Origin of the sequence: Paracoccus chinensis, from assembly GCF_900102885.1 — a bacterium.
GTDB lineage: Bacteria > Pseudomonadota > Alphaproteobacteria > Rhodobacterales > Rhodobacteraceae > Paracoccus > Paracoccus chinensis.
This window is the reverse complement of the sequence record NZ_FNGE01000021.1, coordinates 1-25,192: the sequence shown is the minus strand read 5'-3', so window position 1 is coordinate 25,192 and position 25,192 is coordinate 1. Positions and strand designations below refer to the sequence as shown.

Genomic DNA, 25,192 nt, shown 5'->3' with positions numbered 1-25,192 from the left:
GCGCGCCTCAAGGTAGTCTCTGGAAGATGCCTTAATGCGCGCCGCGCGACAGCGCCACTGCGGGGATCGTCAGGAAGATGATCCGCAGGTCACGCCACAGGCTCCAGTTGGTGACGTAGAAGCGGTCGAGGCGGACCCGCTCGGCATAGGTGGTGTCGCTGCGCCCGCTGATCTGCCACTGGCCCGTCAGGCCGGGGCGCGTCGCGAGGTAGTGGCGGGCCGAGATGCCGTAATGATCCAGCTCGGCCTGAACGATCGGGCGGGGGCCGACCAGACTCATCTCGCCCTTCAGCACGTTGAGAAGCTGCGGCAGCTCGTCCAGGCTGAGCTTGCGCAGGACTGCTCCCAAGGGGGTGACGCGGGGATCGTTGACCAGCTTGCGCTGCTCCTTCCAGAGCGCGGCATCCGCAGGGTTCTCGCGCAGGTGGCGCTCCAGCACGGCATCGCCGTCCACGACCATGGTGCGGAACTTCCAGCAGCGGAACTCGCGCCCGCCGAAGCCGACGCGGCGGTGCCCGTAAAGCACCGGGCCGGGATCCATCACCTTGAGAAGAACGACCAGCCCCAGGATCAGCGGCCAGAGCAGCAGCAGGCCCAGAAGCACCAGCCCGATGTCGAGCGCCCGCTTCGCCCTGCCCCCGACCGGGGCCGCCGGCACCACGAGGACCGGGGGACGCGCCCGCAGGGGGGCAGGTCGCGCAGGGACAGCCATGAGGGGAGCCTTGCCATTCTCGGCAACGAGATCCTGAACGCGGAGCATCTGCATGAACACCAGCCCTACAAAGAACAACAGAACAATTACCAGCGCGGCGGCGGAGGAAGGGGAAAAGGCCCCGCGCTCACCTAGATCAACTCTGGCACGTTCATCTAGCTAAAATTTTATCAATTCCTCACGATGGTTAAAAAATACATGCCTGCCGCACCTCACAGGCCGAGGTTTTTGTCCTAATTGTTGAAGTTCAAAGGGATTTTCAGGGCGAGAAAGTTAACCTGTATTTTTGGACAGGTTGCAAAGAACCGCTCAAACAGAAATCTGCCCGGGGCAGTGTTGAACTGTCGTGTTTTTACAAGGTGCACCATGACCAAGACCTACACCCGCCCCGTTCTCCGCGTGCAGGGCAAGCTGGAAGCGATGACCCAGGGCATGAGCTCGGGATCCGTTCTGGACCGCGATTTCCCCACGGGTACGCCTGCCAGCGAACTGACCTTCTCGTAATGGGAACGGGCAGGCGGCAGGTAACTGCCGCCTGCTCACCGGCCCCGTAATGGAAATGGCGCCGGAAATCTCGTTAAGGTTGTCCTGCGTTTTCATTTTCAACTTCAATTCCAGATGATCGAATTCATGGCCTATCTCGTTTCCCCCGAATGCGTGTCCTGCGAGGTCGAGGAAGGCATCGCGATCCTCGACCTGAGGTCCAACACCTACTTCAGCCTCGACCCAGTGGGCGCCGCGATCTGGGACCGCATGGCGGTCCCCGCCTCGGTGGACGACCTGACGGCCGCCATCGCGGCCGAGTATAAGGTGGCCCCCGAGGACTGCCGGCGCGACATCTCCGACCTGCTGGACGACATGCTGACGCATGGCCTGATCCAGACTGTCTGAGATGGGGGTGCTGCGGCGCATCCGGCGGCTGCGCAGGCGCGAGGCCGTCCTGCTGTGGCAGGCGCTCGGCGCCGTGCTGCTGGCGCGCGCCTATCTGTGGCGCGGCGCCCATCACCGCCTGCGCCGCCTGATCGAATCCCATTCCGTCCCGGATCCCGCGGCCCCGGCGCCGCGCACCGACTTGGCCGAGATTGCCTGGTCGGTCCGCAACGCCGCCCGGCTGGTGCCGGGGGCGACATGCCTGACGCAGGCCAGCGCGGGGCAACTGTTGCTGGCGAAGCGCGGGCTTGCCTCGACCATCCGGCTGTCGGTGCCCGCGCAGGCCCCGGCGCCGGGTCGGTTGGCCCCCCATGCCTGGCTGATGGCCGGGGACACCATCGTCTTGGGCGGCACGGCCGAGGATTATGCCCGCCATCGTGCCCTGCACGACTTCACCCTTCCGGGTGTGCGGACATGAGCCGCTTTGCCGCCCTGCTGGGCCCCGGCGCGAACCAGCCCGACACAAGCCGGCGCGTCGAGGCGGACCTTGCCCGTCGCACCGGGCAGGCCCCCCATCGCTGGGGCAGCGAGGGCATCCAGCTGTGGCAGGCCGGGACTTCGGTCGCGCGGTCCTTCGGGCCGCTGACGCTCGCGGGGGACCTTGCGCTGACCGACCTGGGCGAATTGCGTGCCGCCCTGGCGGCCGACCGGGACATGGACCCCGTCGGCCTGGTGCTGGCGGCCTGGCGGCGCTGGGGTGTCGAGGCGCTGGACCGGCTGTGCGGGGGCTTCGCCTTTGCCCTGTGGGACGCGCGGACCCGGCGGCTGACCGTGGTGCGCGACCGCTTCGGCATCCAGCCGCTGACCTATGCCGCCACGCAGAACCGGGTGGTGGTCGCGGGCGACTTGTCCACGGTGCTGGCGGGACTGGACGCCGCGCCCGAGATCGACCGCGCCTGGGTGGCGGGCTTCCTGTCAAGCCAGACCCTTGATGCCGCAAGGACGGCGTGGAAGGGCGTCCTGCGCCTGCCGCCCGGTCACCTGATGGTGGTCGAACCGGACGGGACCACGACCCTGCGCCCCTGGTACCGGCTGGAACGAACCGCCCCGCCCGAGGCGCGGGACGCAGGCGCCGCCCTGCATGCGGCGCTGGCCCATGCGACGCTGCAGGCCTGCGCCGACGGTCCCACCGCGACCATGCTCAGCGGGGGGCTCGATTCCAGCACTCTGGCGCTGCTGTCGGTGGGGCCGGATGCCCCTGCCCCCCAACCCCGCCCGGCGCTGTCGCTGCGCTATCGCGACCCGGCGATGGACGAGGGGCGCTATATCGGGGACGTGCTGCGCCGGTCGGACGAAGGACTGGCCCCCGTCCCGCTGCCCGGGGAAACGGCGGCGGCAGAGCTGTTCGACTTCGACGCGCAGCTCGACTGGCAGGACCAGCCGGTTTTCGCCCCGGGCCTCACGGGTACCCGCAGGCTTCACCGCGCCGCGCGCGAGCAGGGCTGCGTGGCCGTGCTGAACGGCCATGGCGGGGACGAGGTCATCGGCGGCACCCCCCGCGACATCGCGCTGATCGCCCAATCCGGCCAATGGTCGCTGGCGCTGGCGCTGGCCGCACGGCAGGCCCGCTTCACCGGCGAATCCGTGACCCAGGCCCTTGCTGCCCTGCTGGCGGCCAAGGGCCGGCGCGGCTTCGGCCGGCTGGGCCGGTGGGCGCTGACGGACAGCGGCCCGGCGCCGCAGGAATGGCGCGCGCTGGTCGATCCCGACCTCGCCCGCGAAACCCGCCTGGTCGAGCAGGTCCGCGCCAGCACCCGGCCCGACCCCGAGGACCGCGCCCTGCCCGAGGGCCTGCGCCTGCATGCCGCCATGATGACCGGCCCGCTGGCCCCCACCGCCTTTGAGGTGCTCGGCCGGGCCGCGCAGGCCGAGGGCGTGGCGCCACGCTATCCCTTCTATGATCACCGGGTGGTCGAACTCTGCGTCTGGCAGCCCATGCTGGCCAAGGTCGCGGGCGGCCAGCCCCGTGCCCTGCTGCGCGAGGCGATGCGGGGCGTCCTGCCCGAATCGGTGCGGCTGCGGCGGGACAAGACCAACTTCATCGCCGATTTCTGGACCACGCTGCGGCAGGACCCGCAGGGCCGGCTGGCCGCCTTCCGCGCCGGTCCCGGTTCCCTGCAGGGCTGGGTGGACGCGGGCGTCCTGCGCGCCGATGCCACCCGGCTAGCGCATTCGGCCGATCCTGACCCGCAGGTGGCCTTCCGGCTGTGGCGGGCGCTGTGGCTGGCCGCCTGGTTCGAGCGCGGCGCACCCCTTGCCTCTGCGGCCGCGCCCCCTTCTCTTGCGTCCCGCGCGCCCTGCCCGATCCTTGCGAGTGACCCATGACCGCTGCCCCTGCCCTGTCCGCCGCGTCCGCCCCGGCCCATGCCTATGCGGCCTATGGCCTCGCCATCGCCTCGGACGTGATCCTGCCCGAGCTGTCCCCGCGCGCGCCCGGCGGCCCGGCCGACCTGCGCATCACCGAGACGCCGCAGCCGCAGGTTCCGCGCACCCCACGTCCTGACTGCCGCTTCGCGCCCGAAGGCACCTGGTTCTGGTGGCCCGAGGTCGGGGCCTTCTCGGTCTCGGCCGACGGCAGCCGCATTGGGATCGAGCGCAAGCTTGGCGTCTCGGACGACCTGCTGGCCTTTCCGCTGCTGGGGCCGGTCCTGTTCGAGGCGCTGCGGCGCAACGGCCTTTTCGTCCTGCACGCCAGCGCCGTCGTTTACCGGGGACACGGCATCGCCTTCCTGGCCGACAAGGGCGTGGGCAAGTCCACCACCGCCACGAACCTGCTGCGGAACGGCGCGCAGCTGCTGGCCGACGACCTCGTCGCCATCAATGCCGAGGGGCGGATGCTGCCGGGCTTCGGTCAGGTCAAGCTGTCCGAGGGCGCGGCGCAACTGCTGCCCGAGGGGGCCACGGTCCGCGGCCATGTGCACCATGCGATCGACAAGGCCCGCGCCATGCTGGACCCCGGCCGGCTGGCCCCTGCCCCGGCGCCCGCCGCGCGGCTTTACCTGCTGGAACGCGCCCCCGCAGGCGAGCCTTCGGCCGTGCTGCCCATCCCGGCCTCGCAGGCGCTGACCGCCGTGCTGCGCTTTTCCTATGCCGTCCGCTTCGGCCAGGCGCTGCTGGCCGGCGCGGCAGCGGCCGAGCATTTCCGCGCCGCCGGCCGCGTGGCGCTGGACTGCCCGCCCCGGCGCCTGCTTCTGGCCGACGGGCTGGACCGGGCCGACGATATCCGCGCCGCCATCGAGCGCGACCTTGGGAAAGGCTGACATGGCGCATGACCCCTCTGCCGTCCCGACGCCTGCCCCGGCGTCCCCCGCAGCTGCCGAGTCGAGGGCAAGCCGGGGGCAGCTGTCCTCGCTGTGGCGGGCGATGCGGCACCTGGAAGGGCGGCGGCTCTGGATCGGGCTGGGGCTTCTGGTGCTGGGCACCCTGTCCGAGGGCGCGGCGATCATGACCTTCCTGCCGGTGCTGCAACTGGTCGGCGCGGGCGGCACCACCATCGACCTGTCGGGGTTGGACTTTCCCGGCGCGGGTCTGCTGCCCGCGGTGATCCCGCTTGGCCTGCTGCTGCTGGCGATCGTGGGACTGACGGGACTTCAGGCGCTGTTCAACCGCAGCAAGGCCGTCTACCTGTCCGACCTGATCTACGATTTCACCAACCATTACCGCACGGCCCTGTTCCGGGACGTGGCGCAGGCGCGGTGGGCCCATGTCGCGCGCATCCCCCGCTCGCGCATCGAGCACGCGCTGACCGGCGAGATCGAGCGGCTGTATCTGGCCGCCTTCCTTGTCCTGTCCATCCTGCAGAACCTGGTGGGACTGTCGCTTTACTTCGTGCTGAGCCTGGCGATCTCGGTGCCGATGACGCTGCTGTCCTATGGCTTCGGGATCGTCGCGCTGGCGCTGATGCGGCCTTTCCGGCGGCTTGCGCGGCACTATGGCGACCGGCTGCAGGACCGGCGCGAACGCCAGCTGGCGGCGGTGTCGGAATTCGTGGGCAGCCTGAAGATGGCGCGCAGCATGAATCTGGAAAGCCGTTACCTGGGGCTCTTCTCGGCGATTCTGGGGCAGACCAAGGCGGATGCGCGCGAGTTCACGCGGCAATCCACCATTGGCTCGGGGCTGTTCCAGTTCGCCGTGGTCAGCGGGGCCGCGCTGTTCATCTGGGTGGCGCTGCGCTGGGTCCATCTGGACGTGGGCCGGATCGTGATCCTGCTTTTGCTGTTCATGCGCACGGCGCCGCGCTTCATGGGGATGCAGGGGGCGGTCCAGCAGCTGCTGGTGGACCTGCCGGCCTGGGGGGCGATCACCCGGCTCCGGGACGACCTGCAGGCGCAGCATGACCCGGCGATGGAGGGCAGCGACCCCGCCCCCGCCCCACGCCGGGAAATCCGCCTGGACCGCGTCACCTGGCGCTTTCCCGGCGAGTCGCGCGAAGCGGTCAGCGACTGTTCCCTGACCCTGCGGGCGGGCGAGCTGACGGTGCTGGTCGGCCCTTCGGGCGCGGGGAAAACCTCGATGGCCGACATCGTGATGGGCCTTCTGGAACCCCAAAAGGGCGCGGTCCTGGTGGACGGCACGGCCCTGCGCCCCGGCCAACTGCGCCGCTGGCGCGACCGGACCGGCTATGTTGCGCAGGAGCCCTTCATGATCAACGGCACCATCCGCGAGAACATGGCCATCGCCGCGGGCGGGCCGGTGGATGACGAGCGCATCTTCCGCGCGCTCGACCTGGCCTCGGCCGGTTTCGTGCGGAATCTGCCGGCGGGGCTCGAAACGATGATGGGCGACCGCGGTGCGCTGCTGTCAGGAGGCGAGCGCCAGCGGATCGCCGTCGCCCGCGCCCTTCTGCGCGAGCCGGACGTGCTGGTGCTGGACGAGGCGACCAGCGCGCTCGACTGGGAAAACGAGGAAGCCCTGATCCGGGCCATCGACGGGCTGCGCGGGCGCATGACGATCCTGGCGATCACCCATCGTCCCGCTCTCAGCCGGGCCGCCGACGCGGTTTTCGTGATGGAGGCAGGCCGCGTGGTCGCCTCGGAACGCCCGCGCGAACAGGGAATGCAGGCGGAAGGCTATCTCGGCAGGATGACCAGCTGATCGCATCGCTTGCGCACGCCGCGCGAAGGCCCGCTTGACGGGCCGCGGCCCCTGCGGGCCGCCGCGACGGCCACATAGGCCAGGATCACCACTTGCAGAACCACGGCCGACAGGAAGGCCATTCCCAGGACCTGCCAGGCGGAATAGCCGGCCGAGATGCCCCAGGCCGTGATGCCAACCATCACGGCCAGAACAGCCATCAGATAGCGAACAACGAACATTCGAAGGTCCCCAACCCTCTGACGAGTATACCAGAGGTTGAAGAAAAAGGCTTAAGAAAATATTAAAATGCTAGCCAATTTTTTACCTTCCTTTCAGGGACAGGTAATCCTTTGACCGGCTGAGGTAATTTTCCATCGCTTCGGGCATCAGATACGACCGGAGGTGGCGCAGGTTGACCCGATCATAGACCACGCCCAGGCAATGCGCCTGAAGCTGCGGGTCCTCGGCCAGCACCGTTTCGGCCATGCTGCGGGGGGTGCGGCCCCATTCGGCGACGATCAGGAACTGGGGAAGTTCCTGCAGGATCGCCCGGCCCTGGGCCACGGGATAAAGTGGCGGCACATCCACGATCACGCGGCTGAAGTCGCCCCCCGCCTCGGCCGCGATCTGCCCCAGGATCCGGCCGGTCAGCAGGTCGTCCGAGGCCCCGCCCTGTTCCAATCCGCAGGGCAGCACGGCCAGGTTGGTGTCGGCGATGCCGACCAGCATGTCCTTCCAGTCGCCGCGTCCGGCCACCGCGTCGGTCAGCCCCGGCTTGCGGTCCAGCCCCAGCATCCGGCTGAGGCCGCGGGCGCGGCTGTCGGCGTCGATCAGCAGGACCGAGCGCAGCCCCACCCCCAGCTGGCCCGCCAAATTGAAGGCCACCGACGAGCGGCCCCCATAAGGATGGAAGGAGGTGACCCCCGTCACGGGGGGCGAGCCGCCTGCGGCCTCGGCCGCCAGCCGGACGTGGCGCAGCGTTTCAGCATAAACGGAATCGGGATAATGTATCACCGGCACCGGCACGGGGATGACCGGGGGCCGGGCGCGGGAGGGGACCGGCAGGGTCTCGCCCTTCGGCGTCTCGGCTGGCGGCACGGGCGCCGGGACCTGCGGGGCGGGCACGGGACGCAGGCGCGAAGGACGCACCCGCGGCAGGACCGGCAGGTGCCCCAGGAAGCGCAGCCCGGAATGGTCCGTCAGGTCGTCACCCGTGCGCAGCGCGCGATCGCGCCATTCCCGCCATGCGGCGATCCCCATGCCGAAGAACAGCCCCAGCAGGGTCGCGGCCAGCGCCGTGCGCAGCACCGCCGGTCCCGAGGGCGAGGCCGGCACCTGCGCATAGGACAGGATGCGCACGTTTGAGACCGGGAAGGACTGCTGCTGCTCGATCTCCTGCGAGCGGGTCAGCGTCTGCTGGTAGATTGCCGAAAGGGTAGCCGCCTCTTCCTGCAGGGCGCGCAGGCGGACGAGGTTGGCGGCCTGCGCGCTGTTTCTCTGCGAGGCCTGTTCGACGCTTTGCTGCAGGGCCGCGACGCGCGCGTTGGCGACATCCAGCGTGCTCTGCGCCTCGGCGCGCTTGGCTTCCAGTTCCACGAACAGCCGCTCGGCCGTCGTGGCCAGCGTCCGGCGCAGGCCCGCGACCTGCGGATGGTTCGGACCCGAGGTCGACAGCAGCCGCTGCAGCCGGGCACGGACGTCGTTGTAGGTGTCCAGCCGCGCGCGCAGCTCCTCGGAGACGTCTCCGCCGATGGCAAGCGAGCTGTTGCTGTCGGTCAGCCCCTCGACGCCGCCCGCGACGGCGCGGTCATAGGTGTCCAGCACCGCCTGGGCGCGCGCGGCCTCGGTCAGGGCGGCGGTCAGGCTCGAGTTCAGTTCGTTCAGCGCCTGTTCGGTCAGAAGCCCGCCCGAGGACAGCGCGACCAGCCCGTTTTCGGTCGCAAAGCGCTCGGCCGCGTCGGCGGCGGCCTGGGCCTGCGCCTGCAGCTCGTCCAGCCGGGTGCGCATCCAAGCGTTGGTTTGGCCCACGGAATCCGCGTTGGTGACCAGGATGTCCTGCACATAGGCGTCGGCATAGGCATTGGCGACCTCGGCCGCGATCACCGGGTCATGCGAGGTGAAGCTGACCGCCACGGCCGAGCTTTGCCCGACGCGGAAGACCTCGACGCCCCCACGCAGCCGCATCGCGGCCAGGCGCAGCCTGGGGTCGATCGGGGCGATCGAGGGGTCCATCCGGGCGCTGTCCGCCACCGGTCCGGCGGGCGCCCCGACCTCGGCCGGGGTGACCAGCAGGGTGATCTTGTCGCGGACCCAGGCCACGGGGCGCAGCACGGCGGAGATCCCCTGCCCGATCGCGCTCGTGAAGCCCGAGCGCGGCGGGTCCATGAAGGACGCATTGTCCTGCAGCCCGGTCCGGTCCAGCACGTCATAGGCCAGCTTGTCGGATTCCAGGACGACCCGCGCATTCTCGATGCGTTCGGAGGGCAGCCCGGCGCTGTCAATGCCCCCCGCCTGCTGGACCGAGCGGTTGACGTTGCTGTCCAGCAGCAGGCTGGAATGGGCGCTATAGGTTTCGGGCTTGGCCATCGCATAGGCGAGCCCCAAACCCCCCAGCAGCACGGCGGGCAGCAGAATGGTCAGGCGCTGGCGACGCAGCGCCACCATGACGCGGCGCAGGTCGATGGTCTGGACAGGGGCGGCCGATCCCCCGCCATGGTATGAACCGTAGGCGGCTCCCTCGAAAGGTTTCAGGTCGCGCGGCATCAGCTTCCCCCAGGTCCCGGGCGGAGGGCGGAGTCCGTCCGACCGGGCGCCGTTCCGTAGATTTCGATCTGCCGCGCCCCGCCCAGATTGGCAGCGGCGCCGACATGCAGGGCCGCGCGCATGATCTGGCGGTTGCGCCAGGCCGGGCGTGCTACCCCCAACAGCGCGAGCCCCCCGCAGGCCAGGGCCTTGGCGGCGGCCAGCCCCGCCGCACCCATCCGCCCGGCGCGCGAACGGTTCCGGGCGATCAGGCTGGCATGGGTCTGGCCCATCCGGTAGCGCCGCCGCAGAAGCCATGCAAGCCGCGCGCGGTCAGCGGGGACGCTCTCGTGCACGATGGCGTCCTCGGCAAAGGCAATCCGTCCGCCGGCGCCCAGGAAATCGGCAAAGAAGGCGCTGTCCTCGCCGCCCGAGCGGCCACGGGTCGGATCGAAGCGCAGCCCCCGCGCGGCCGGGTTGGCCAGGTCGATCAGGGTGTTGCAGGTGTAGCCACTGGTGATCGCGCCGTCCTTGCCGAAAACGGGCAGCGTGTCATGGGCGCGGGCCTGGTCCATCCAGCCCGGCGCACCGGGTTTGTAATGGGCGCGCACCGGCCCCAGCACCGCGCCCGCCCTGGGCGTGACCTGCTGCCCCGCCCTCCAGGCCGCGACCAGGCGGGAAAGCCAGGCAGGTTCGACCGTCTCGTCGTCGTCCAGATAGACCAGCAGCCGCGCCCCCGTGGCGCGGGCGTGGTCCAGCAGCGCGTTGCGGGCAATCGAGATATTGGCCTCGGGCGCATGCAGATAGACAATGGGCAGAGGATGGGCGGCGGCGATAGCCTCTACCCGGTCCTTCGCGGATGGGGCGCGATCGTTGTCGGCGATGGCGACGGAGACGGGCAGACTGCAGGGCTCCAGCCCCTCCAGCGAGGCCAGCGTTGCGGCCAGTTCAGGGCGGCGGAAGGTGCAGACGCCGATCAGCACCTCGTCGCGGAAGACGGGCGCGCTCATACGGTGGCCCCCTGCGGGGCTGAAGGACGGCGCGCCAGCCATTGCCGCCAGAAGCCCGCCGACCAGGCCATGTGCATCACCCCGGCGGCGAGTCCCGCCAGCAGTCCTTCGGGCCGTTTCGTTTGCAGGGCAATGGCCAGACCTCCACCCAAGCAGGCGAGCAGCCACAGGACCAGCGGCAGGGCGAACCACGCGCTGAACGGCGCCAGCAGCACCAGCGCCGCGGCAGGCGCCAGCATCGCCACCACCGCCTGCCGCGCCCCGGGCCGGGCATTGTGCTTGAGGAGGTTCTTCGCCCGCCCCCGGCCGAAATTGTAATACTGCCGGACCAGCGGCCCAAAGCTCGCGCGCGGGAAATAGGTCAGCCGCGTCCGGCCGGTCAGCCAGATCCGGTGGCCCGCGCTGGTCAGGCGGCGATCGAGTTCCGCATCCTCGTTGTGGCTGAAGGTTTCGTCATAGCCCCCCACCCCGCGGAAGGCCACGATCCGCATCAGGGCATGGTGGCCGTGATCGACCCAAGCCCCCTCGCCCGCCAGCCGGTGCGCCGAGCCGCCGTTGCCCAAGCGCGAATTCTGGGCCTCGGCGATGGCCCGTTGCAGGAAACCCTGCCCTTGGGCATGCATCGAGACCACGACGCTGTCTGCCCCCATCCGCCGCGCCTCGGCCAGAAGCACGTCGCCATAGTCGGCCGGATAGGCGCTGTGCGCGTCGAGGCGCAGCAGCCACTCGGCCCCTTCGCCGAAGCGCGCGAGAGTCGCGTTCACCGCCGCCGCCTGTAGCCGCGCGGGGTTGTCCAGCAGGCGCAGGCGCCGGTGGTCGGCGGCGCGGCGGCGCACGATCTCGCGCGTGCCGTCGGTCGAGCCGCCGTCGGCCACCACGACCAGCCCCTCGGCCCGTTCCGCGAAGTCCAAGGCGAAATTCAGAACGCCCGCGATATAGGCTGCCTCGTTCAGCGCAGGGATCACGATCAGCACCCGAGGGGCGGCGGACAGCGGCATGGTGGGAACCTCAGGGGGCAAGGGCAGGAGCGGCCAGGGCGGCGGCTTCGGCCAGAGGAACGGCCGCGGTACCGCAGATGGCGGCGGTCAGGCGGCGGCATTCGGCCTCGTCCATTTCCAGCGCGGTCCGGGGGATCGCGGCCACCGCTGCCCGGCACCGGGCAAGGCCTGCCCCGTCCAGCGCGGACAGGGCCGCCGCGACGGCCTCGGGCTCGGGGACGGCAACACTCACGCCGCAGCCCCAGGCGGCCACGCGGCGCGCGACCTCGGTCCCCTCCAGCATGACCGGAACGGCGCCGTTCAGGCAGCCCTCGTAGAGCCGGTTCGGCAACAACCAGTCCGAGTTCTGCCCCGCCTGGTAGCGGTCGATCAGCCAGGCCACATCGACCTGCGCGTAGATTTCGGGCAGGTCGCCGGGCCAGTCATAGGGTCCGAGGAAGGACAGGTCCGGGTTGGACTCGATCACGGCGTGGAAATTGTTCATCACGTCCAGCGCCGGGCGCCCGCGCAGCACCACCTTGAACCGCCCCGGCATGGCGCGGGTGAGCTGGTCCAGCATTCCCAGCGACCAGCGGCAGCGCAGCATCCCGAACCAGCCGATGACCAGCGGCCCGCCTTCCTCCAGCCCGCCGGGCGCGGGGGCGGCGTTGCGGGGGGCCTGGGGACGGGCAAAGGGCTTGTTCTCGACCAGCAGCGCCGGCACCTCGGGCTGGCCATGGGGGCCGAGGTAGCGCGCGGCGAAGGCGGGCGAGGACAGGACGACCAGCCCGGCCCGGCGCATCAGCGCGGCCTCGACCCGGCGCAGGGCGCGGGCGACGGCCCCCTGTCCCAGCATCATGCCGTGGATGTCCAGAAGCTCGTAAACCAGCCGCGCCTTTCGCACGCGCGCGAGCCTTGCGCCCAGGGCCAGCATCTCGAGGTTGCGGGCCAAGATGACCTCGGGGCCGTCCGGCGCAGGAACCGCCCGGGCGACGCGCGGCCAAGCGGCCAAGATCGCGCGCACCCGCTGGACCATGCGGCCGTTGGCCGTGCGCCCCAGCACGGTCGCGGGTTCGGGCAAGGGCCCCTGCCCCCGCCGGAACCCCGCCACGCGAACCGTCACGCCGCCCCGCCGCAGCATCTCGACCCGCCGCCAGATCGCGGGGTCGTCGAGGTCATGGGCAAGATAGGTCACGTGCAATGTCGTCTCCGGCAGAAAGCAGCCGTCGGGATGGGCCAGAATGCAGGCCTTCGGGCAAAATGCAGAATTCCCCAAGGCCGGGTTGGTGCACCTGATAGACAATTCCGCTGCGCCGGAAAACCGCCGAATGGCTCGACTTGTACAAACAGACGACAGAATTGCGTGAAAACCGGCGAGGGCCGATTAACCTGAAGCTGATTGACGATGCAGGGCTTTCGCCTGGGTTGCATTTGCTGCGTTTCCGGGTGGCGCAACGCCCTGCGCGGAAAGCGCCGGTTAACGCTTTCCTCATAATTTCTCTGAACCGTCGAGGGCCCTCCCACCCCCGCGCCCACGGCAGGCACGGACATGACCGACCTGCCGTCGCCTGGGCGCATCCGGACGCGGAGACAGTCCTCCTCCTCTGCGGCAGGGATACCCGGAGCCGCAGCCGACACGATTGATCAGCCGCATTCCAGACGAGTGCCCTTGGCGCCACCCAGGAGAGATGACGCATGCCCTATGATCCCGACCTTGACCCGGTCTTCGACGAGTTCCGCAGCACGCAGGCCGATCACGGCGCCCCCTTCCCCATCACCCATGACGCGGACGAGAAGGCCATTCGCCTGCATACGCTGGCCTTCCCGATGGACAAGCGCGTCGAGCACGACAGCCCGCCTGTTCCGGCATCACGCTACGATCATCCAGAGGCAGACCAGGGACGAGGTCTGCGGCGTCGAAGGCGTCTGGCGGATGGGGGCCAATATCCCTGTGCGCCGCTTCTCGTGGCCTGCCGTCTGGCTTGCGAGGCGCGGCTCGACGGGGGCGAAGGGCAGCTGGACGCAATGGGCGCTGGAAATCAACATTCTGGAGAAGTTCAACTGATCTTGGGGTGGCGCGGACACCCCCTTCACCACGACCTTTGCCCAGCACTACGGCAAGGTAGGCTCCAACAGCCGCACGGGCTCGTTCGAGAACGAGATCAAGACGGACCAGTGGCTGGGCGTGACGAAGCCGCTGGACGAGGAATATCATTCCTGGGCCTGCGCGGTGGTCTATCACGACGACCCGCGCAAAGCCGAGGCCACGTTCTTCTTCGATGATGTCGAGGTCGGCTGCCATGTCCTGCGCGCGCGGCACTAGGACATGAAGACCAAGGGCGAGTTCTTCCCCATGGCGAACGTCGCGGTGAAGGCGAACGCCACCTATACGCCCGAGCAGTACAACACCGACGGCGGGGGGGCCGGACGGGCGACATGCTGGTGCGCGACATCGCCTATTATCCGGCAGGCTTCGCCATGGTGCCCCTGGCGAAGTGACAAAGGACCAAGACGCAACCGCTGCGTCTGGGACCGTTTTGGATAGGGCAAGGTGATCCTGCCCCATCCAGGTGGAAGCCGTGTCGGCCCGGGTGCGTCCGAAAGCCTGCAAGGCAGAGCTTGAGGGGCCGGAATACAGCCCTGTGCATACTATTACCGGATAATTATATTTACCGGATAATATAAATAATCAGATTATCCTAGAGATCCATAAGCCTGTTGCAGCCTGAAACGAAAGACGGAACCAGATTTGTTATTTTATCCGGTAAACAAATAAACCAGATTAACTTATCAATCAGCCGTACTTTCCAGGCTCTTGTAGAGCGCCCAAGCCTCCTCCAGCACCACACCCTGCTGGACGCCGCGGCGGCGGGCCTCGGCGGCGATCTCCTCGGCGACATGGGGCAGCACCTTGGCATGGACCTGACCCGTGCGCGGGCTGGGCTTGCGGCCACGCCGCTTGACCGGGTCGCGGTCCACGAAGCCCAGTTCCTCGCCGGTGCGGTCCACACGTTCCACTGCCGCCGCGCTGCGGTCCTTTTCGCGCGACTTCAGCCGGCCCAAGTCCACGCTGAAAGGTTTGTCCGCCATCACGCATCCTCCGCCGTCAGCCGCGCATAAACGGCGCGGGCGAAATCCTCGGCATTGCCGATCGCGGCCGCCATGTTGCCCTGCGCAGGCATGCTCCGCAGGTCGCCGCCGAACTCGAACAGCGCCGAGAAGGCTGTCCGCTCCATCAGCGGCGGCTCGATCAAATCGACGCTTTGGTCGCGCAGCGAGGTCTCGATCCCGCTGTGCTGGCGCGAGCGCACTGCCCGCGTCATGGTGAAGACCACCGCATGGGGGATGCGGCGGTCGAGCGCCTCCTCCTCCTCGCGGATCAGCTGCAGGGCGCGCACGCCCACGGTCGCGTCCAGCGTTGTCGCCCGCATCGGCGTGATCACCAGGTCTGCCTGCGAGATCGCCCGGCTGACCAGCCGCGAGGCCACACCCTCAAGGTCCACGATGACGATCTGCCCATCCATGTCGTGGCGCTTGATCGTGCGGACGATCTCGCCTTCGCCCACATCTGACAGGACCGTGATGCGCGAGGGCAGGGGACCTCGACTGGCCCAGAGCGACAGCGACCGGTTCGGGTCGCAGTCGAGCAGCGTGACGGCGGCGCCGGCATGGGCAAGCTCGGTTCCCAGGATGATCGCGGCGGTAGACTTCCCGGCGCCCCCCTTGGGCGAGGCAATGACAACAGTCGGCATGATTCACGAATCAGATTATTATGGTAACCGGATATAAGAAATAATCCGGTATGCAACATCTTACTGGACGAGTGGGGGGAAGCAGCCGAAGATCGGCAGGAAATATTCGTTCACAGGTAACCCGTGATTCCGGACACCGCGAGAGAAGGTCTTGGCGACCGCTCCACCCAGCATCTCGTGGATAAGCCTCGCATGCTGTCCGCACGTGGTGGCTCCTGTGTGAGTGTCAACGCCCTGCTAGGTTCCATCCACTGTCAGGGGCCACGTCTTGGCGGAACTGGAACCGGTCGCCAACCGAGGTCTTGTAGTAGGAGGGGGGTCACCGAGCAGCCCTCCCGGATACTATCTTATCGTCACCCACCCAGACATAGTCCCGCTTTACCAGCTTCTTGTACTGATCCACCACGATCAGCCCCTTCGGGCTGGAGCACCGGCGCATAGCCCTTCTAGTTGGAGTGCTTCTGCGTCACACCCTCGTCTTACATGGGGACATAAGAATAAGAGGTAGACTGGGATTCAGTCCGCTTGGCAGACTCGCGTATGTCCAGAGCTCTGCCCATCTGCGCCAGCGCCCTCCCGAGAGGTGAGTCACCACACTGAAAACTGGCGAACGCCCCGAGATCGAGCGAGGCCACATGCTCGGCCTCGATGGCCTTCCTGTCAGCCCGTGCAGCGGCATCATCCTCCGGCAGGGAAGGACGGCCGGACCAGCGGCCCAGAAGCGCCAAGGCACGCTTGGGTGCGGAAAGACGATAAGCGTTACTGACCTGTCGAACCTGCGGACTGCGGCCTTCGTTCGAGGTGGGCTCGAACCGGCGCAGCCAGTTCAGAAAGCCGTGGTCGCGCAGCGCCTTCAAGGCCCGAACAACGGCATCCCTCGACCGCTTCAACTTGCTCATGATCCAGTCAAGGGAAGGGTCCAAGCGTCCCGTCTTGTAGCTGACCAGGTTGCCGAAGAGGGCTAGGATCTCCAGGGCGATGCTTCCCAAGGGGCCATTGCGTCTGCCGGGCTTGCGGCCGTGCAGCTCGTATCGCTGCGCGGCCTTGATGATCTTCTGCACCTCCTGCCGTGATGTGCGGCGCCAGAACGTGGCTTCGCAGGTGCCAAGCCGGTGAGAGGTGCGGCGGAGCCGCGTCTGGCCTTGGGCGCGCGCGCCGGTGCAAGCTTGGGCCAAAACGCCAAGGCGCCTGAAAAAATCGCCGCCTGCTGCGGCTGCTACGGTCGTCAAGTGCTGCTCCTGTGTCACAAGAAGCGCGGTGTCCGCAGGCAAGCCTCACCCGTTCGCACAGATGCGCTTTTTGCTCTTGATTTCCGGGAGTAGGCAGCTAACTATAGCAGGTGAGATAGTGCTGCTAATCAGGTCGCCAAACCTGTGTTATGCTACCCAAGCCCCCTCGTGCGGACCCCCGCGCGGGGGGTTTCCTTTTGGGCTGGTGGTTTATCCGATTCTGCTCGTCCCTCCCCCTTTGGGGTGTTTTGCCGACCAGCCTAAGCCAGCAGGGGCTCAGCGGCAATTCTTTGTGCATACGCAGGCGGATGATCCTCAGCAGCTTACCCATTCAGTCGAGTAAGCGCCGGTGGCGTCCTGCAGGCGCAGGACAATGCTCCTGAAGCCTGGAGCATATACATCCTTGAGCGAGCCACCGGTCTTCTGCCTGATCGTGTCATCGAGCCATTCAAGCATGTCATCGTTGGTCTCCCTGAGCGGAGCGGACTTCATCTTCGAGTAACCAAAGGACCGGGCCCTGTAGCGCCGCCCCCCGGGCACGGCCGAGGGCACGAGGCAGGGTACCGGCTGGCCCGCAGCCATGGACGAATTAACCTTTTAGACAACTAAACGGAGAAAGAATCTCGATATAATCTCTGCATAGTTGATGATTTTGGCCGCTTCAGGCCCCTTGTACCAGTATACCGGAGGATGAATTGACCTCTCGCCAGACACAGATGAACCTGCCTTCCTTTACCTTCCGCAGCCCTCCGGCAGGCTTGCATCTCACGGTCCAGGAATGGGCGCTGATCGTGAAAGCCCTGAGCGCCTATCAGCACAACCAGACCTACCGTCCCCTTTATGAAAAGCTCATGGACAGAACCTCCTAAGGGCAGTAACCCCGGCACGTCCGGCCCAGCTTTGCACGGGATTGCCACGGGCGTGGACTGCGGAACCTGCCTGCAGGACTGCTGCGCCCACAGTCAGGATGCTGTCCAGGGGTTCAGAAGCGGAACGCCTGTAGCCGCGAAATCGGCAACGTTTCGGGTCACCACTCTCATGCCGTGGACAAGGGCTGTTGCGGCAATCAGCGCCTCCCGTTCGGCCCGTGGGTCCGGCACGTGGAGGCGCGCACAGCGCAGCGCAACGATTGTGTCGACAGGCAGGGTGCGTTCGGCGAACTCGGGCCTGACCCGGCTCTCCATCCAGCGGCGCAGCAGGTTGCCCTGCGCAGGGTCACGCCGCTCGACGCGCAGGATTCCGATCTCGAGTTCCATGAGGGTCAGGGCCGAGACATAGCAGCTACTGGCATCGGTTCCTGCCAGCCATGCCATGACACCGGGATCCGCCCGGCCATCCCCGACCTTGCGCAGCTCGGAAACGACATTGGTGTCGAGCAGGAGCATCAGGACAGGTCCGGAATCCGGCTGCTGATACCGACCCTTGGCGGCTCAAGGGGAATGTCGCTCAGCCCCGGCATTGCCAGCGCCTCGGCCAAGCTGCGCTGCTGGCCAGTGAGCCGCTGGTACTGTGCAAAGGTCAGCAGGACATAAGCGGGGCGGCCACGATCCGTGATAACCACAGGGCCCTGCAGGGCGGCCTTCTTGGCGCGCCCGATGTCCTGGTTGAGCTCACGGCTGGAAAGGGTGGTGATGGCCACAGCATCCTCCGAGGCAGGATAGTGTAACAACATTACTACATACTGCTTAGCGAGGCGAGAAAAAACCTGTGACCTCCCTTCAGCAACGCACCTTCATTGGAAGAACAGCAATGCTGCGTTCTCTATGCGCAGCGACCTATCACGAATGCCGTGTAGTTCCCGAGGCGGCCTCACGCAGGATCAGCTCCCGAGCGTCAGGTCGGACGCCGCCTTGCGCAGCCGCGCGTTCTCTTTCTCGAGATCCTTCAGCCGCTTGACCTGGTCGCTCTTCAGCCCGCCGAACTCCTTGCGCCACCGGTAGTAGGTAAATTGGGTCACGCCGATCGAGCGCACCGCCTCGGCCACCGGCTGGCCCTGCGACACCAACACGTCGACCTGCCGGAGCTTGGCCACGATCTCCTCGGGCTTGTGCTTCTTCTGGGGCATCCTTCTGTCCTCCATCTGGCCCAAAAGCCTACTTCAAGGAGGACCACTTAGCGTAATCGCGGGTGGACCTTCTCGTCGGCAAGATCGGCACATCCCACACTGGTCATCCACCGATCGGCATTGTGCCGACCAGATGAAGGAAAGCCAGAAATGCCCTGTTATGCTGCTCTTGATGTCTCCCAGGAGACGACCGCGATCTGCGTTGTGGACGAAGAAGGCCACATCCAGGCCGAGAAGAAGTTGCCGACCTGCCCCGATGCGATCGCCGGCTTTCTGGCGCGTGGAGCGCCTGGCCTGGTGCGGGTGGGAATGGAAACCGGCCCCATGGCGGTCTGGCTGTGGAACGAGCTGGCCGAGCGGCAGCTGCCCATCATCTGCCTGGATGCGCGTCACGCGAACGCCGCTTTGAAGATGCGCCCCGTCAAGACGGACCGGAACGACGCCGCAGGCCTCGCCCAGATCGTGCGCACCGGCTGGTTCAAGCAGGTGCGCATCAAGACCCGCAGCAACTACCAGATCCGCTCGCTTCTCACGTCACGCGAGACGCTGGTGCGCATTCGCGTCAAGATCGAGAACGAACTGCGTGGGCTGTTGCGCACCTTTGGCGTGCTGTTTGGCAAACGCGTCGGCAGCTTCACAAGGTGCGCCGGCGAGATCATCTCGGGCGAGCTTGATGCCGCGCCCGAGATGCGTCTGGTTGCCGAGGTGCTGATGAAGGCGCGGGCCTCGATCCTGGACCAGATCAAGGTGCTCGACCGGCGCCTGTCTGCCATTGCCCGGGAAACGCCCGTGGTGCGCCTGTTCATGACCGCGCCCGGCGTGGGCGTGATCACGGCCTTGTCCGTCGCTTCGGTCTTCGACGATGCGGCGCGCTTCAGGCGCTCATCAAGCGCAGGGGCCTATCTCGGCCTGACACCCCGCCGTTACGAGTCCGGCGAGACAAGTCGTAACGGGCGCATCTCCCGGCAGGGCAATCAGCTGACCCGAACGCATCTCTACGAGGCGGCCACCACCCTGCTGACGCGCAACCTGCGCTTCAGCACGTTGAAGGCGTGGGGCATGAGGCTGGCCAGGGCATCCGGCTTCAAGAAGGCACGCGTCGCCGTTGCCCGCAAACTGGCCGTCATCCTCCATGCCATGTGGAAGACGAACACACCGTTCCGCTGGAGCGAGGCAGATGCATGACACCCGGGGAGCACGATTGACCGACTGACTTCACGAATGCGTCCTGCCGGGACGCATGGTCAGGATCAGGCCGGCCCTCTGAAGGCGGCGCTTCCACGAGACGCAGGAAAGGTGACCGCGAGGACCACTTCGGCCGATCCCCCATCTGACGCCAGCATGCAGCGACCATGACCATCGACTGCGGAGAGAACCCTGAACCCGGCGACGCGCAGACGTGAAACAGAAACCTTGACCAGAGCGATTAGAGAACTTTTCAGGGGGCAGACCAGCCCGGACTCAGTTTGTCCGCCAAGACCCCCTTACATTTCCAGATCATGATCTTTGCGGCGCGGCTCATGCTTGGGTTCGTCGCGCTCCTTCAGCCGTTCCCGGGCCAGTTCCGCCTGCCGCGTGCTCAGCCCGAGGCTTTCGTGGGCCTCCGCGGCCGCGATAAGCGCTGTTGCGATGGCGCGCCGCTGCCGGGCCTCGGGGAAATCGAGCGCCAGGGCGCGGTCGTCGCCGGCGGCGATCTGCGCCATCACCGTCTCGCCGTAACGCGCCTTGAGGTCGGAGGCGAAGCGCTCGGCATGATCCTCATGCTCGAACGCGACCCGGCCGTGCTGGCGGTGAACGGCGGCCAGGGATGCCAGCGTCCGCGTCAGACGGTCATTCTCATGGCTGTGGTCGATCTCGAGCGCCCTGTTCAGCACGTGGGCGGCCGTGGCGTAGAAGCGGTCCACCAGCTCGGCGGCGGCATGGCGCTCGGCCTCGCGGTCGAGATCAAGACCCCGCGCCTGCGAGACGGCCTGAAGGTCCTGCCGGACCCACTCCCGCTCCTGCCAGGCGTTCGCGGCCGGCTGCGCGAGGCGGCCCTCCATCGTGCCGCGGTCGAGGCCGATGGCGTCAGCGGCGGTGAGCACCGCGGATCTGACCTCCTGCGCCGCGTGCTCGGTCAGCTCCCGTGTCACCGTGCCGCGCCGGATCTCCTCGTCCAGCACCTGGGTCCGGTACAGCTCCGAGCGGGGCGCGCGCAGGACCAGCTCGGCCCCGCGCACATCTCCGAGATCGCGCAGGATCCCGGTCGTGATCTCGGCCAGCTCGTGGCGCATCTCGCACTGCTCTGCAGGCTCCAGCCTGGCAATCCGGCGCTCGGCCCGCTCAAGCCAGCCCGTGAACACCCCCTCCAGCTCCTGCCGGCTCCCGGCTGTCTCCAGGTCCATGGCGCCGGTCTCCAGGGCCTTGGGCGTCAGGACCCCGCCTGTCTCCAGGATCCCGGCCGCGCGCTCCATGCGAAGCGCCACCTCCTTGAGCCGGGACAGCGAGGCGATCGAGGCCAGCATCCGCAGGGTGGCAGCGCTCTGCTCGATGACCGCGAGCCCGTCCTCCAGCGCCTGTCCCTGCAGCTTGCGCTCGTGAACCTGCCGTTTCTCGCGGGCAGCCGCCTCGATCTCGGCGCGGCTCGGACCATAGGTCAGGATGCCGCGCTCGAGCCGCGAGGAGGCATCGAGCTCCACCCCCATGTCGGCCGCGATCCCGACCAGGCGCTCCTTCATCATGTCGAGGCAGAACACGTGGTCGCGGGCGATGTAGAACCAGCTGTCGCCGTGCAGCCCGCGATTGTTCAGAACGATGTGGACATGCGGGTGCGCCCGGTCGGTATGCAGCGCCGCGACATAGGCCCATTCGTCCGCGACATGCGTGCCCGACTGGAACATCTCGAAGGCCCATTCCTCCGCGATCCGCAGCGCCTTTTGCCCAGACAGGTCGGCCGGGAAGGACAGCAGCAGATGCGTGGTGTGGCCGTTCTTCGGCGCACCCCTCCAGGCGTCCTGCCAGTCCAGCACCAGCTCCTTGCGCTGCTCGGCCGACAGCGTGCGTGCTCCGAGCTCACACTCGGCCGCATGGCTGAACACGGCTTCGGACTTCCGGAAGAGGTAGGTGAGCTGCGCCGCCAGTTGGGCGCCCGTGTGGGTGCCGCCCCGGGTGATCTTCTTCAGCACGGCCGCGTTCGAGCCCTGCGCCACCCGCCACAGGTTGCACGCGCGCGCCGAGAAGAGCGATCCCCCGGCCTTGCCCCGGCCGGCCTTGCCGAACTCCGTGTTCCGGAACCGCCCGCCGCCGCCCCGGCCGAGGCGGATCTCCCCGATCAGATCGCCCGCAAGATCAGCCATGCCCGGCCTCGAGGAACGTCCAGAGCGGGCGGAGAGCCGTGTCGCGCTCGGAGAGGGGGAGGTTCTGACGCGCCACGGGCATCCTGCATCGCGTTTGTAAACATTCGGCAGTTCCTGCCAACCAATCCTTCGCCCTTTCTCCCCACCCGTCAACCGGGCATCTCCCGAGCGGGCAGGGAACCAGGATCCCAGAAAGGCACAGCTGAAAGCCTGCTCAGCCTCACTCCATCAGAAGGGCAGCGCAGCAGGCCGACCGCGCTGTGATGTGACAACGCAACCCTGTGCAGTTGTGACAGCACCGTGCTCTGACAAGCATCCACCTCTGTGACGCATCAGCGGATCATCCCTGAGGGGCAACACCGTGACAAGGGGACAAGGGGACAAGGCGCAGCTGTGTCAAGGCACCAGAGTGAGGCAAGGCCTCTCCGTAGCCCTCCCGCGGCATGAAAAGGCCGGCTGTCCGCACAAGATGCCGCGCCGCGCCGGCAGACGCTTGCGCCTGCGATCACAGTTCCCGCAGCTGCCAGTCCGTGATGCACCCCCTGTGGAGGCCCGGAGAGCCCCCTGGCTCGAAACCCTGCTTCAGGAAGGACGCATTTTCAGGGAACAGACCCGTGCCATCCCCAGCGGCATGCAGCCTTGGTCACGCCGCAGTCCGCATGGCGCTGTCCTTGAGACCCACACGGACCGGAGCAACCGGATCGGCAGCATGGCGATCCACCAGGTCAGGAAACTTCCTGGCCAGCTTCAGGTCCGCTGTCATGCAAAGGCTTTCCGCCCGGAGGACAGGCGCCTCGGCCTTGGCCTTCGCGAACAGCCAGCTGTGATCTGCAACCAGGATGTGGAAATAGCTGCCGCCATCGATTGGCGACCGAGCCGTGCTCAGCCTGCAAGCGGGAACAATGATCTCCCCGGCTGCAACGCCGTGGTTGGGCGACAGGCGCACACCTTCGACAACAAAGGGGCGGTCGCGATAGTCCACGGGCCGCCAGGACTCGACCGCCAGAATTGTCTGGGCGCCCCGGGAGGTGACGATCCGTTCCCCGGCCTCGATCATCTGGACAGGTACCCAGCCGCGCTCGAGCTGGATCAGGGTGTCTTCTCCGAAGCAGGGTCCACCGTAATCCCCGGGCAAGGGGGTCAGTCCATTGTCTCCCCGATCCGCACGCCCGGCCAGGGCAATGAGAAACAGCGGAACAAGCGCCATCCACCAGCTGGGTGCAGTGCCTGCCGTCGCAACGGGTGCGGCGGGAGCCAGTTCGAGGATGGGTGCGACATAGCCCCCCGCCAGCGCAGACCCGCCCCACAGGGCGCCCCAGAGCGCGGCTGCCAGCCCCGCAGGCTGGCGCACTCTTGTTGCTTGCCTGTGCTCTAAGCAAACCGCGGATCGGACTGCGGCCGCGGCCGAGACAGTCTTGTCGAGAAAACCTCGGCCCGGGATGAAGATTTTACCCAGAGTTGCAGAAACAAGACTGCTTGATGAAAGAATACCGAAGCGGCGAGCCGATATCTTCATGGCGGGCAATATCCTCAATACTCGTACCACAACTACAGCAAGAAGAATTGAGTAATCTAAGAAGGTATTTCTTAGGCACTAACAGAAAGAAAGTCGATCACCCAAGTCCTGAAGCAAACACGTAAAGGGCTTGGAGCTGTTTGGCACCCTGTCCTTTTATACAGATCCTAACGTGCAAAAATATCAGATCCATATATTATCGATTGAGTCGTCCAAGATATGACAACCTGCAGCTGAATATCGGAGCGATTGATTACGAGGCTTGGGAGTATGGCTCTGGATGCGGCCGCAGATAATGCATCCACCCAATCGGTCAGTGCCCCAGCGTGATGCACGCGAGCATTCAACTTAAGCATGCGAAAGGCCCGAGGGACCCCCATCCTGCTCCGCGCAGCCAGGTCTCAGTCTGTCCGAAAGAGGATCGTCCAGCGGACAGCATGGTCTGCGTCGGCCGCCCTTGCCACTGCAGGCAAAAGCCTGTCTCATATGGCTGGTACGATGATTGTCTCACTCGGGGGAGGCTTTGCGGACAATATGGCCAGCGCCTTCATCGGCTATGCCCGCTGTTCGACTGACAAGCAGGACCTCGCCGCGCAACGAGCAGCGCTCGAGGCCCTGGGGGTCGCCCCCGACCGTGTCTATGTCGACCACGGTCTGTCGGGGACCAGCCGCGCCCGGCCCGGCCTCGACCAGGCGCTGGCGGCGGTCAGGGCAGGGGACACGCTTGTGGTCCCCAAGCTCGATCGCCTCGCCCGCTCGGTCCCTGACGCCCGTGCCATCGCCGACCAGCTTCTTGCTCGCGGGGTGAGGCTGCAGCTCGGGTCCAGCGTCCACGACCCGCATGATCCCATGGGCCGGATGTTCTTCAACATCCTCGCCACATTCGCCGAGTTCGAGGCCGACCTGATCCGCCTGCGCACCCGCGAGGGCATGGCCCTGGCCCGCGCGCGTGGCCGCCTGCGGGGCAAGCAGCCCAAGCTCTCCGACCGACAGCAGAAGGAACTGCGCCGCATGCACGACACAGGGGACTACAGCATCAGCGACCTAGCCGAGCTGTTCTCAGTGTCACGACCAACCGTCTATAGGACGCTCAAGCGACAGTCCCTGTTATCCCGAGCGACCTGACCCATGGGGGTGTTGGCGCTCTCGATTGCCGCGCAGGACGAACGGTTTGTCCTTCACGAGCCGGTTGCGTAGAACCAGGCGGATGCGCGCCGCTGTCCCGGCTTTGCGCGTGATCGACCGGCTCCGTTCCCCAGAGGCCCGCATGAAGATCCTGCTTGCTACGGCACATCCCTATATTCCCCAAATAGCTGGGGGCGCTCAGTCTAGCATGCATGACATGGCAATCGAGCTTGCGAAGCGTGAGCATGAGGTCAGCGTGCTCTCAGGATTGACTGGAAAAGGATGGCTTGGCTTAAAAAGCCGGATCGCCTTGAAGTTGCAAGGGCAAACCCATGTCACGGATCATGGACTTGGATATCCTGTTCATCGCGCTTGGTTCGCTTGGGAGGCTGTCGGTGACTTAGTGCGGCGAACTCACCCTGATGTTGTCATGTTGCAATCTGGCTTTCCAGTCAGAATTGCGAAATCGCTTGCGAGTTCAGGTTCCTCCGCTCGCGTCGGTATCTACTTGCACAACGTCGAAGCTGAGGATCTAGGCGGTGATCTGCGAGATCTGCAGGACGTTTTCTATGTAGCCAACTCCCGGTTCACGGCCAATCATTTCCATGATCGTTCCAACGTACGTGCCGAAGTTGTCTATCCTTTAGTCCGGCGCGAGAACTACGAGACCTCGACGACGCGCGAGAATGTCACCTTCATCAATCCCCATCCCCTGAAGGGCTT

The 25,192-nt window shown here is 66.8% G+C and carries 26 protein-coding genes and 1 pseudogene; 12 read left to right on the top strand and 15 right to left on the bottom strand.

Annotated features, from left to right (window positions below; genetic code table 11):
• Window positions 1-31: 31 nt before the first annotated feature.
• Entirely contained in the window at window positions 32-712 is a 681-nt protein-coding gene (locus BLQ03_RS15260; protein WP_090757190.1) for a sugar transferase, read from the bottom strand.
• A 366-nt stretch (window positions 713-1,078) separates the two neighbouring features.
• Here BLQ03_RS15260 and BLQ03_RS18425 point away from each other — a divergent pair, with 366 nt between their 5' ends.
• From BLQ03_RS18425 to BLQ03_RS15235, 6 genes are all read left to right on the top strand, one after another.
• Window positions 1,079-1,216 (top strand): hypothetical protein, encoded by a 138-nt coding sequence (locus BLQ03_RS18425; protein WP_175558904.1) that lies wholly within the window; start codon window positions 1,079-1,081, stop codon window positions 1,214-1,216.
• A 126-nt stretch (window positions 1,217-1,342) separates the two neighbouring features.
• On the top strand, window positions 1,343-1,603 hold the full coding sequence (locus BLQ03_RS15255; RefSeq protein ID WP_217629776.1) for a PqqD family protein: 261 nt from the start codon (window positions 1,343-1,345) through the stop codon (window positions 1,601-1,603).
• A 1-nt stretch (window position 1,604) separates the two neighbouring features.
• On the top strand, window positions 1,605-2,060 hold the full coding sequence (locus BLQ03_RS15250; protein ID WP_090757188.1) for a lasso peptide biosynthesis B2 protein: 456 nt from the start codon (window positions 1,605-1,607) through the stop codon (window positions 2,058-2,060).
• A complete protein-coding gene (locus BLQ03_RS15245; protein WP_090757187.1) occupies window positions 2,057-3,967 on the top strand; it encodes an asparagine synthetase B family protein in 1,911 nt (636 codons plus the stop codon). The genes BLQ03_RS15250 and BLQ03_RS15245 overlap by 4 nt, the downstream gene beginning before the upstream one ends.
• A complete protein-coding gene (locus BLQ03_RS18420; protein WP_090757186.1) occupies window positions 3,964-4,902 on the top strand; it encodes a phosphoenolpyruvate carboxykinase (ATP) in 939 nt (312 codons plus the stop codon). Before BLQ03_RS15245 ends, BLQ03_RS18420 begins: the two co-directional genes overlap by 4 nt.
• Before the next feature lies 1 nt (window position 4,903).
• Window positions 4,904-6,736, top strand: coding sequence for an ABC transporter ATP-binding protein (locus BLQ03_RS15235; protein ID WP_090757185.1), 1,833 nt, complete (start codon window positions 4,904-4,906; stop codon window positions 6,734-6,736).
• On the opposite strand, the gene BLQ03_RS15230 is transcribed toward BLQ03_RS15235, so the two are convergent.
• From BLQ03_RS15230 to BLQ03_RS18050, 6 genes are all read right to left on the bottom strand, one after another.
• The gene (locus BLQ03_RS15230; protein WP_090757184.1) at window positions 6,712-6,957 is read right to left on the bottom strand and encodes a hypothetical protein; all 246 of its coding nucleotides are present in this window, start codon (window positions 6,955-6,957) and stop codon (window positions 6,712-6,714) included. The two genes, BLQ03_RS15235 and BLQ03_RS15230, sit on opposite strands and share 25 nt — an antisense overlap.
• Window positions 6,958-7,039: 82 nt before the next feature.
• Window positions 7,040-9,481: a GNVR domain-containing protein gene (locus BLQ03_RS15225; protein ID WP_090757183.1), complete on the bottom strand. Its 2,442-nt coding sequence runs from the start codon at window positions 9,479-9,481 to the stop codon at window positions 7,040-7,042.
• Entirely contained in the window at window positions 9,481-10,470 is a 990-nt protein-coding gene (locus BLQ03_RS15220) for a glycosyltransferase family 2 protein (protein WP_090757182.1), read from the bottom strand. Before BLQ03_RS15220 ends, BLQ03_RS15225 begins: the two co-directional genes overlap by 1 nt.
• Window positions 10,467-11,468 carry a glycosyltransferase family 2 protein gene (locus tag BLQ03_RS15215; RefSeq protein WP_090757181.1) on the bottom strand — a complete coding sequence of 334 codons (1,002 nt, stop codon included), beginning with the start codon at window positions 11,466-11,468 and terminating at the stop codon, window positions 10,467-10,469. The genes BLQ03_RS15220 and BLQ03_RS15215 overlap by 4 nt, the downstream gene beginning before the upstream one ends.
• A gap of 10 nt (window positions 11,469-11,478) precedes the next feature.
• Window positions 11,479-12,642, bottom strand: a complete 1,164-nt coding sequence (locus BLQ03_RS15210) for a glycosyltransferase family protein (protein ID WP_139166766.1) — start codon at window positions 12,640-12,642, stop codon at window positions 11,479-11,481.
• Window positions 12,643-13,091: 449 nt separating this feature from the next.
• Entirely contained in the window at window positions 13,092-13,295 is a 204-nt protein-coding gene (locus tag BLQ03_RS18050) for a hypothetical protein (RefSeq protein WP_139166765.1), read from the bottom strand.
• An 85-nt stretch (window positions 13,296-13,380) separates the two neighbouring features.
• Here BLQ03_RS18050 and BLQ03_RS19045 point away from each other — a divergent pair, with 85 nt between their 5' ends.
• Both BLQ03_RS19045 and BLQ03_RS18415 read left to right on the top strand, forming a co-directional pair.
• Entirely contained in the window at window positions 13,381-13,512 is a 132-nt protein-coding gene (locus BLQ03_RS19045) for a hypothetical protein (protein ID WP_281201013.1), read from the top strand.
• A 120-nt stretch (window positions 13,513-13,632) separates the two neighbouring features.
• Entirely contained in the window at window positions 13,633-13,770 is a 138-nt protein-coding gene (locus BLQ03_RS18415) for a hypothetical protein (protein ID WP_175558903.1), read from the top strand.
• A 467-nt stretch (window positions 13,771-14,237) separates the two neighbouring features.
• Here the strand turns inward: BLQ03_RS18415 and BLQ03_RS15205 are convergent, their stop codons facing one another.
• The 3 genes from BLQ03_RS15205 to BLQ03_RS15195 form a co-directional block, all read right to left on the bottom strand.
• Window positions 14,238-14,537: a chromosome partitioning protein ParB gene (locus tag BLQ03_RS15205; RefSeq protein ID WP_090757179.1), complete on the bottom strand. Its 300-nt coding sequence runs from the start codon at window positions 14,535-14,537 to the stop codon at window positions 14,238-14,240.
• The gene (locus tag BLQ03_RS15200) at window positions 14,537-15,199 is read right to left on the bottom strand and encodes a ParA family protein (protein ID WP_090757178.1); all 663 of its coding nucleotides are present in this window, start codon (window positions 15,197-15,199) and stop codon (window positions 14,537-14,539) included. Before BLQ03_RS15200 ends, BLQ03_RS15205 begins: the two co-directional genes overlap by 1 nt.
• A 479-nt stretch (window positions 15,200-15,678) precedes the next feature.
• Window positions 15,679-16,428: a helix-turn-helix domain-containing protein gene (locus tag BLQ03_RS15195; RefSeq protein WP_217629775.1), complete on the bottom strand. Its 750-nt coding sequence runs from the start codon at window positions 16,426-16,428 to the stop codon at window positions 15,679-15,681.
• Window positions 16,429-17,123: 695 nt separating this feature from the next.
• Between BLQ03_RS15195 and BLQ03_RS18405 the strand changes: the two genes are divergently transcribed.
• Window positions 17,124-17,297, top strand: a complete 174-nt coding sequence (locus tag BLQ03_RS18405) for a hypothetical protein (RefSeq protein WP_217629774.1) — start codon at window positions 17,124-17,126, stop codon at window positions 17,295-17,297.
• Between the two features lie 93 nt (window positions 17,298-17,390).
• On the opposite strand, the gene BLQ03_RS15185 is transcribed toward BLQ03_RS18405, so the two are convergent.
• The 3 genes and pseudogenes from BLQ03_RS15185 to BLQ03_RS15175 all read right to left on the bottom strand — a co-directional run.
• Window positions 17,391-17,813 carry a type II toxin-antitoxin system VapC family toxin gene (locus BLQ03_RS15185; RefSeq protein WP_090757176.1) on the bottom strand — a complete coding sequence of 141 codons (423 nt, stop codon included), beginning with the start codon at window positions 17,811-17,813 and terminating at the stop codon, window positions 17,391-17,393.
• Window positions 17,813-18,067, bottom strand: coding sequence for a type II toxin-antitoxin system Phd/YefM family antitoxin (locus tag BLQ03_RS15180; protein WP_090757200.1), 255 nt, complete (start codon window positions 18,065-18,067; stop codon window positions 17,813-17,815). The genes BLQ03_RS15185 and BLQ03_RS15180 overlap by 1 nt, the downstream gene beginning before the upstream one ends.
• 157 nt (window positions 18,068-18,224) lie before the next feature.
• Window positions 18,225-18,493 (bottom strand): annotated as a pseudogene (locus tag BLQ03_RS15175) (transposase); the annotation flags it as partial.
• A 150-nt stretch (window positions 18,494-18,643) separates the two neighbouring features.
• Here BLQ03_RS15175 and BLQ03_RS15170 point away from each other — a divergent pair.
• Window positions 18,644-19,678: an IS110 family RNA-guided transposase gene (locus tag BLQ03_RS15170; protein WP_090757175.1), complete on the top strand. Its 1,035-nt coding sequence runs from the start codon at window positions 18,644-18,646 to the stop codon at window positions 19,676-19,678.
• A gap of 299 nt (window positions 19,679-19,977) precedes the next feature.
• Here the strand turns inward: BLQ03_RS15170 and BLQ03_RS15165 are convergent, their stop codons facing one another.
• Window positions 19,978-21,828, bottom strand: coding sequence for a relaxase/mobilization nuclease domain-containing protein (locus BLQ03_RS15165; RefSeq protein ID WP_090757174.1), 1,851 nt, complete (start codon window positions 21,826-21,828; stop codon window positions 19,978-19,980).
• A 643-nt stretch (window positions 21,829-22,471) separates the two neighbouring features.
• Window positions 22,472-23,344, bottom strand: a complete 873-nt coding sequence (locus BLQ03_RS15160; RefSeq protein ID WP_139166764.1) for a Hint domain-containing protein — start codon at window positions 23,342-23,344, stop codon at window positions 22,472-22,474.
• Between the two features lie 534 nt (window positions 23,345-23,878).
• Between BLQ03_RS15160 and BLQ03_RS15155 the strand changes: the two genes are divergently transcribed.
• Both BLQ03_RS15155 and BLQ03_RS15150 read left to right on the top strand, forming a co-directional pair.
• Window positions 23,879-24,469, top strand: a complete 591-nt coding sequence (locus tag BLQ03_RS15155; protein WP_090757199.1) for a recombinase family protein — start codon at window positions 23,879-23,881, stop codon at window positions 24,467-24,469.
• Between the two features lie 142 nt (window positions 24,470-24,611).
• A partial coding sequence (locus BLQ03_RS15150; protein ID WP_175558900.1) for a glycosyltransferase occupies window positions 24,612-25,192 on the top strand: 581 nt, incomplete at its 3' end.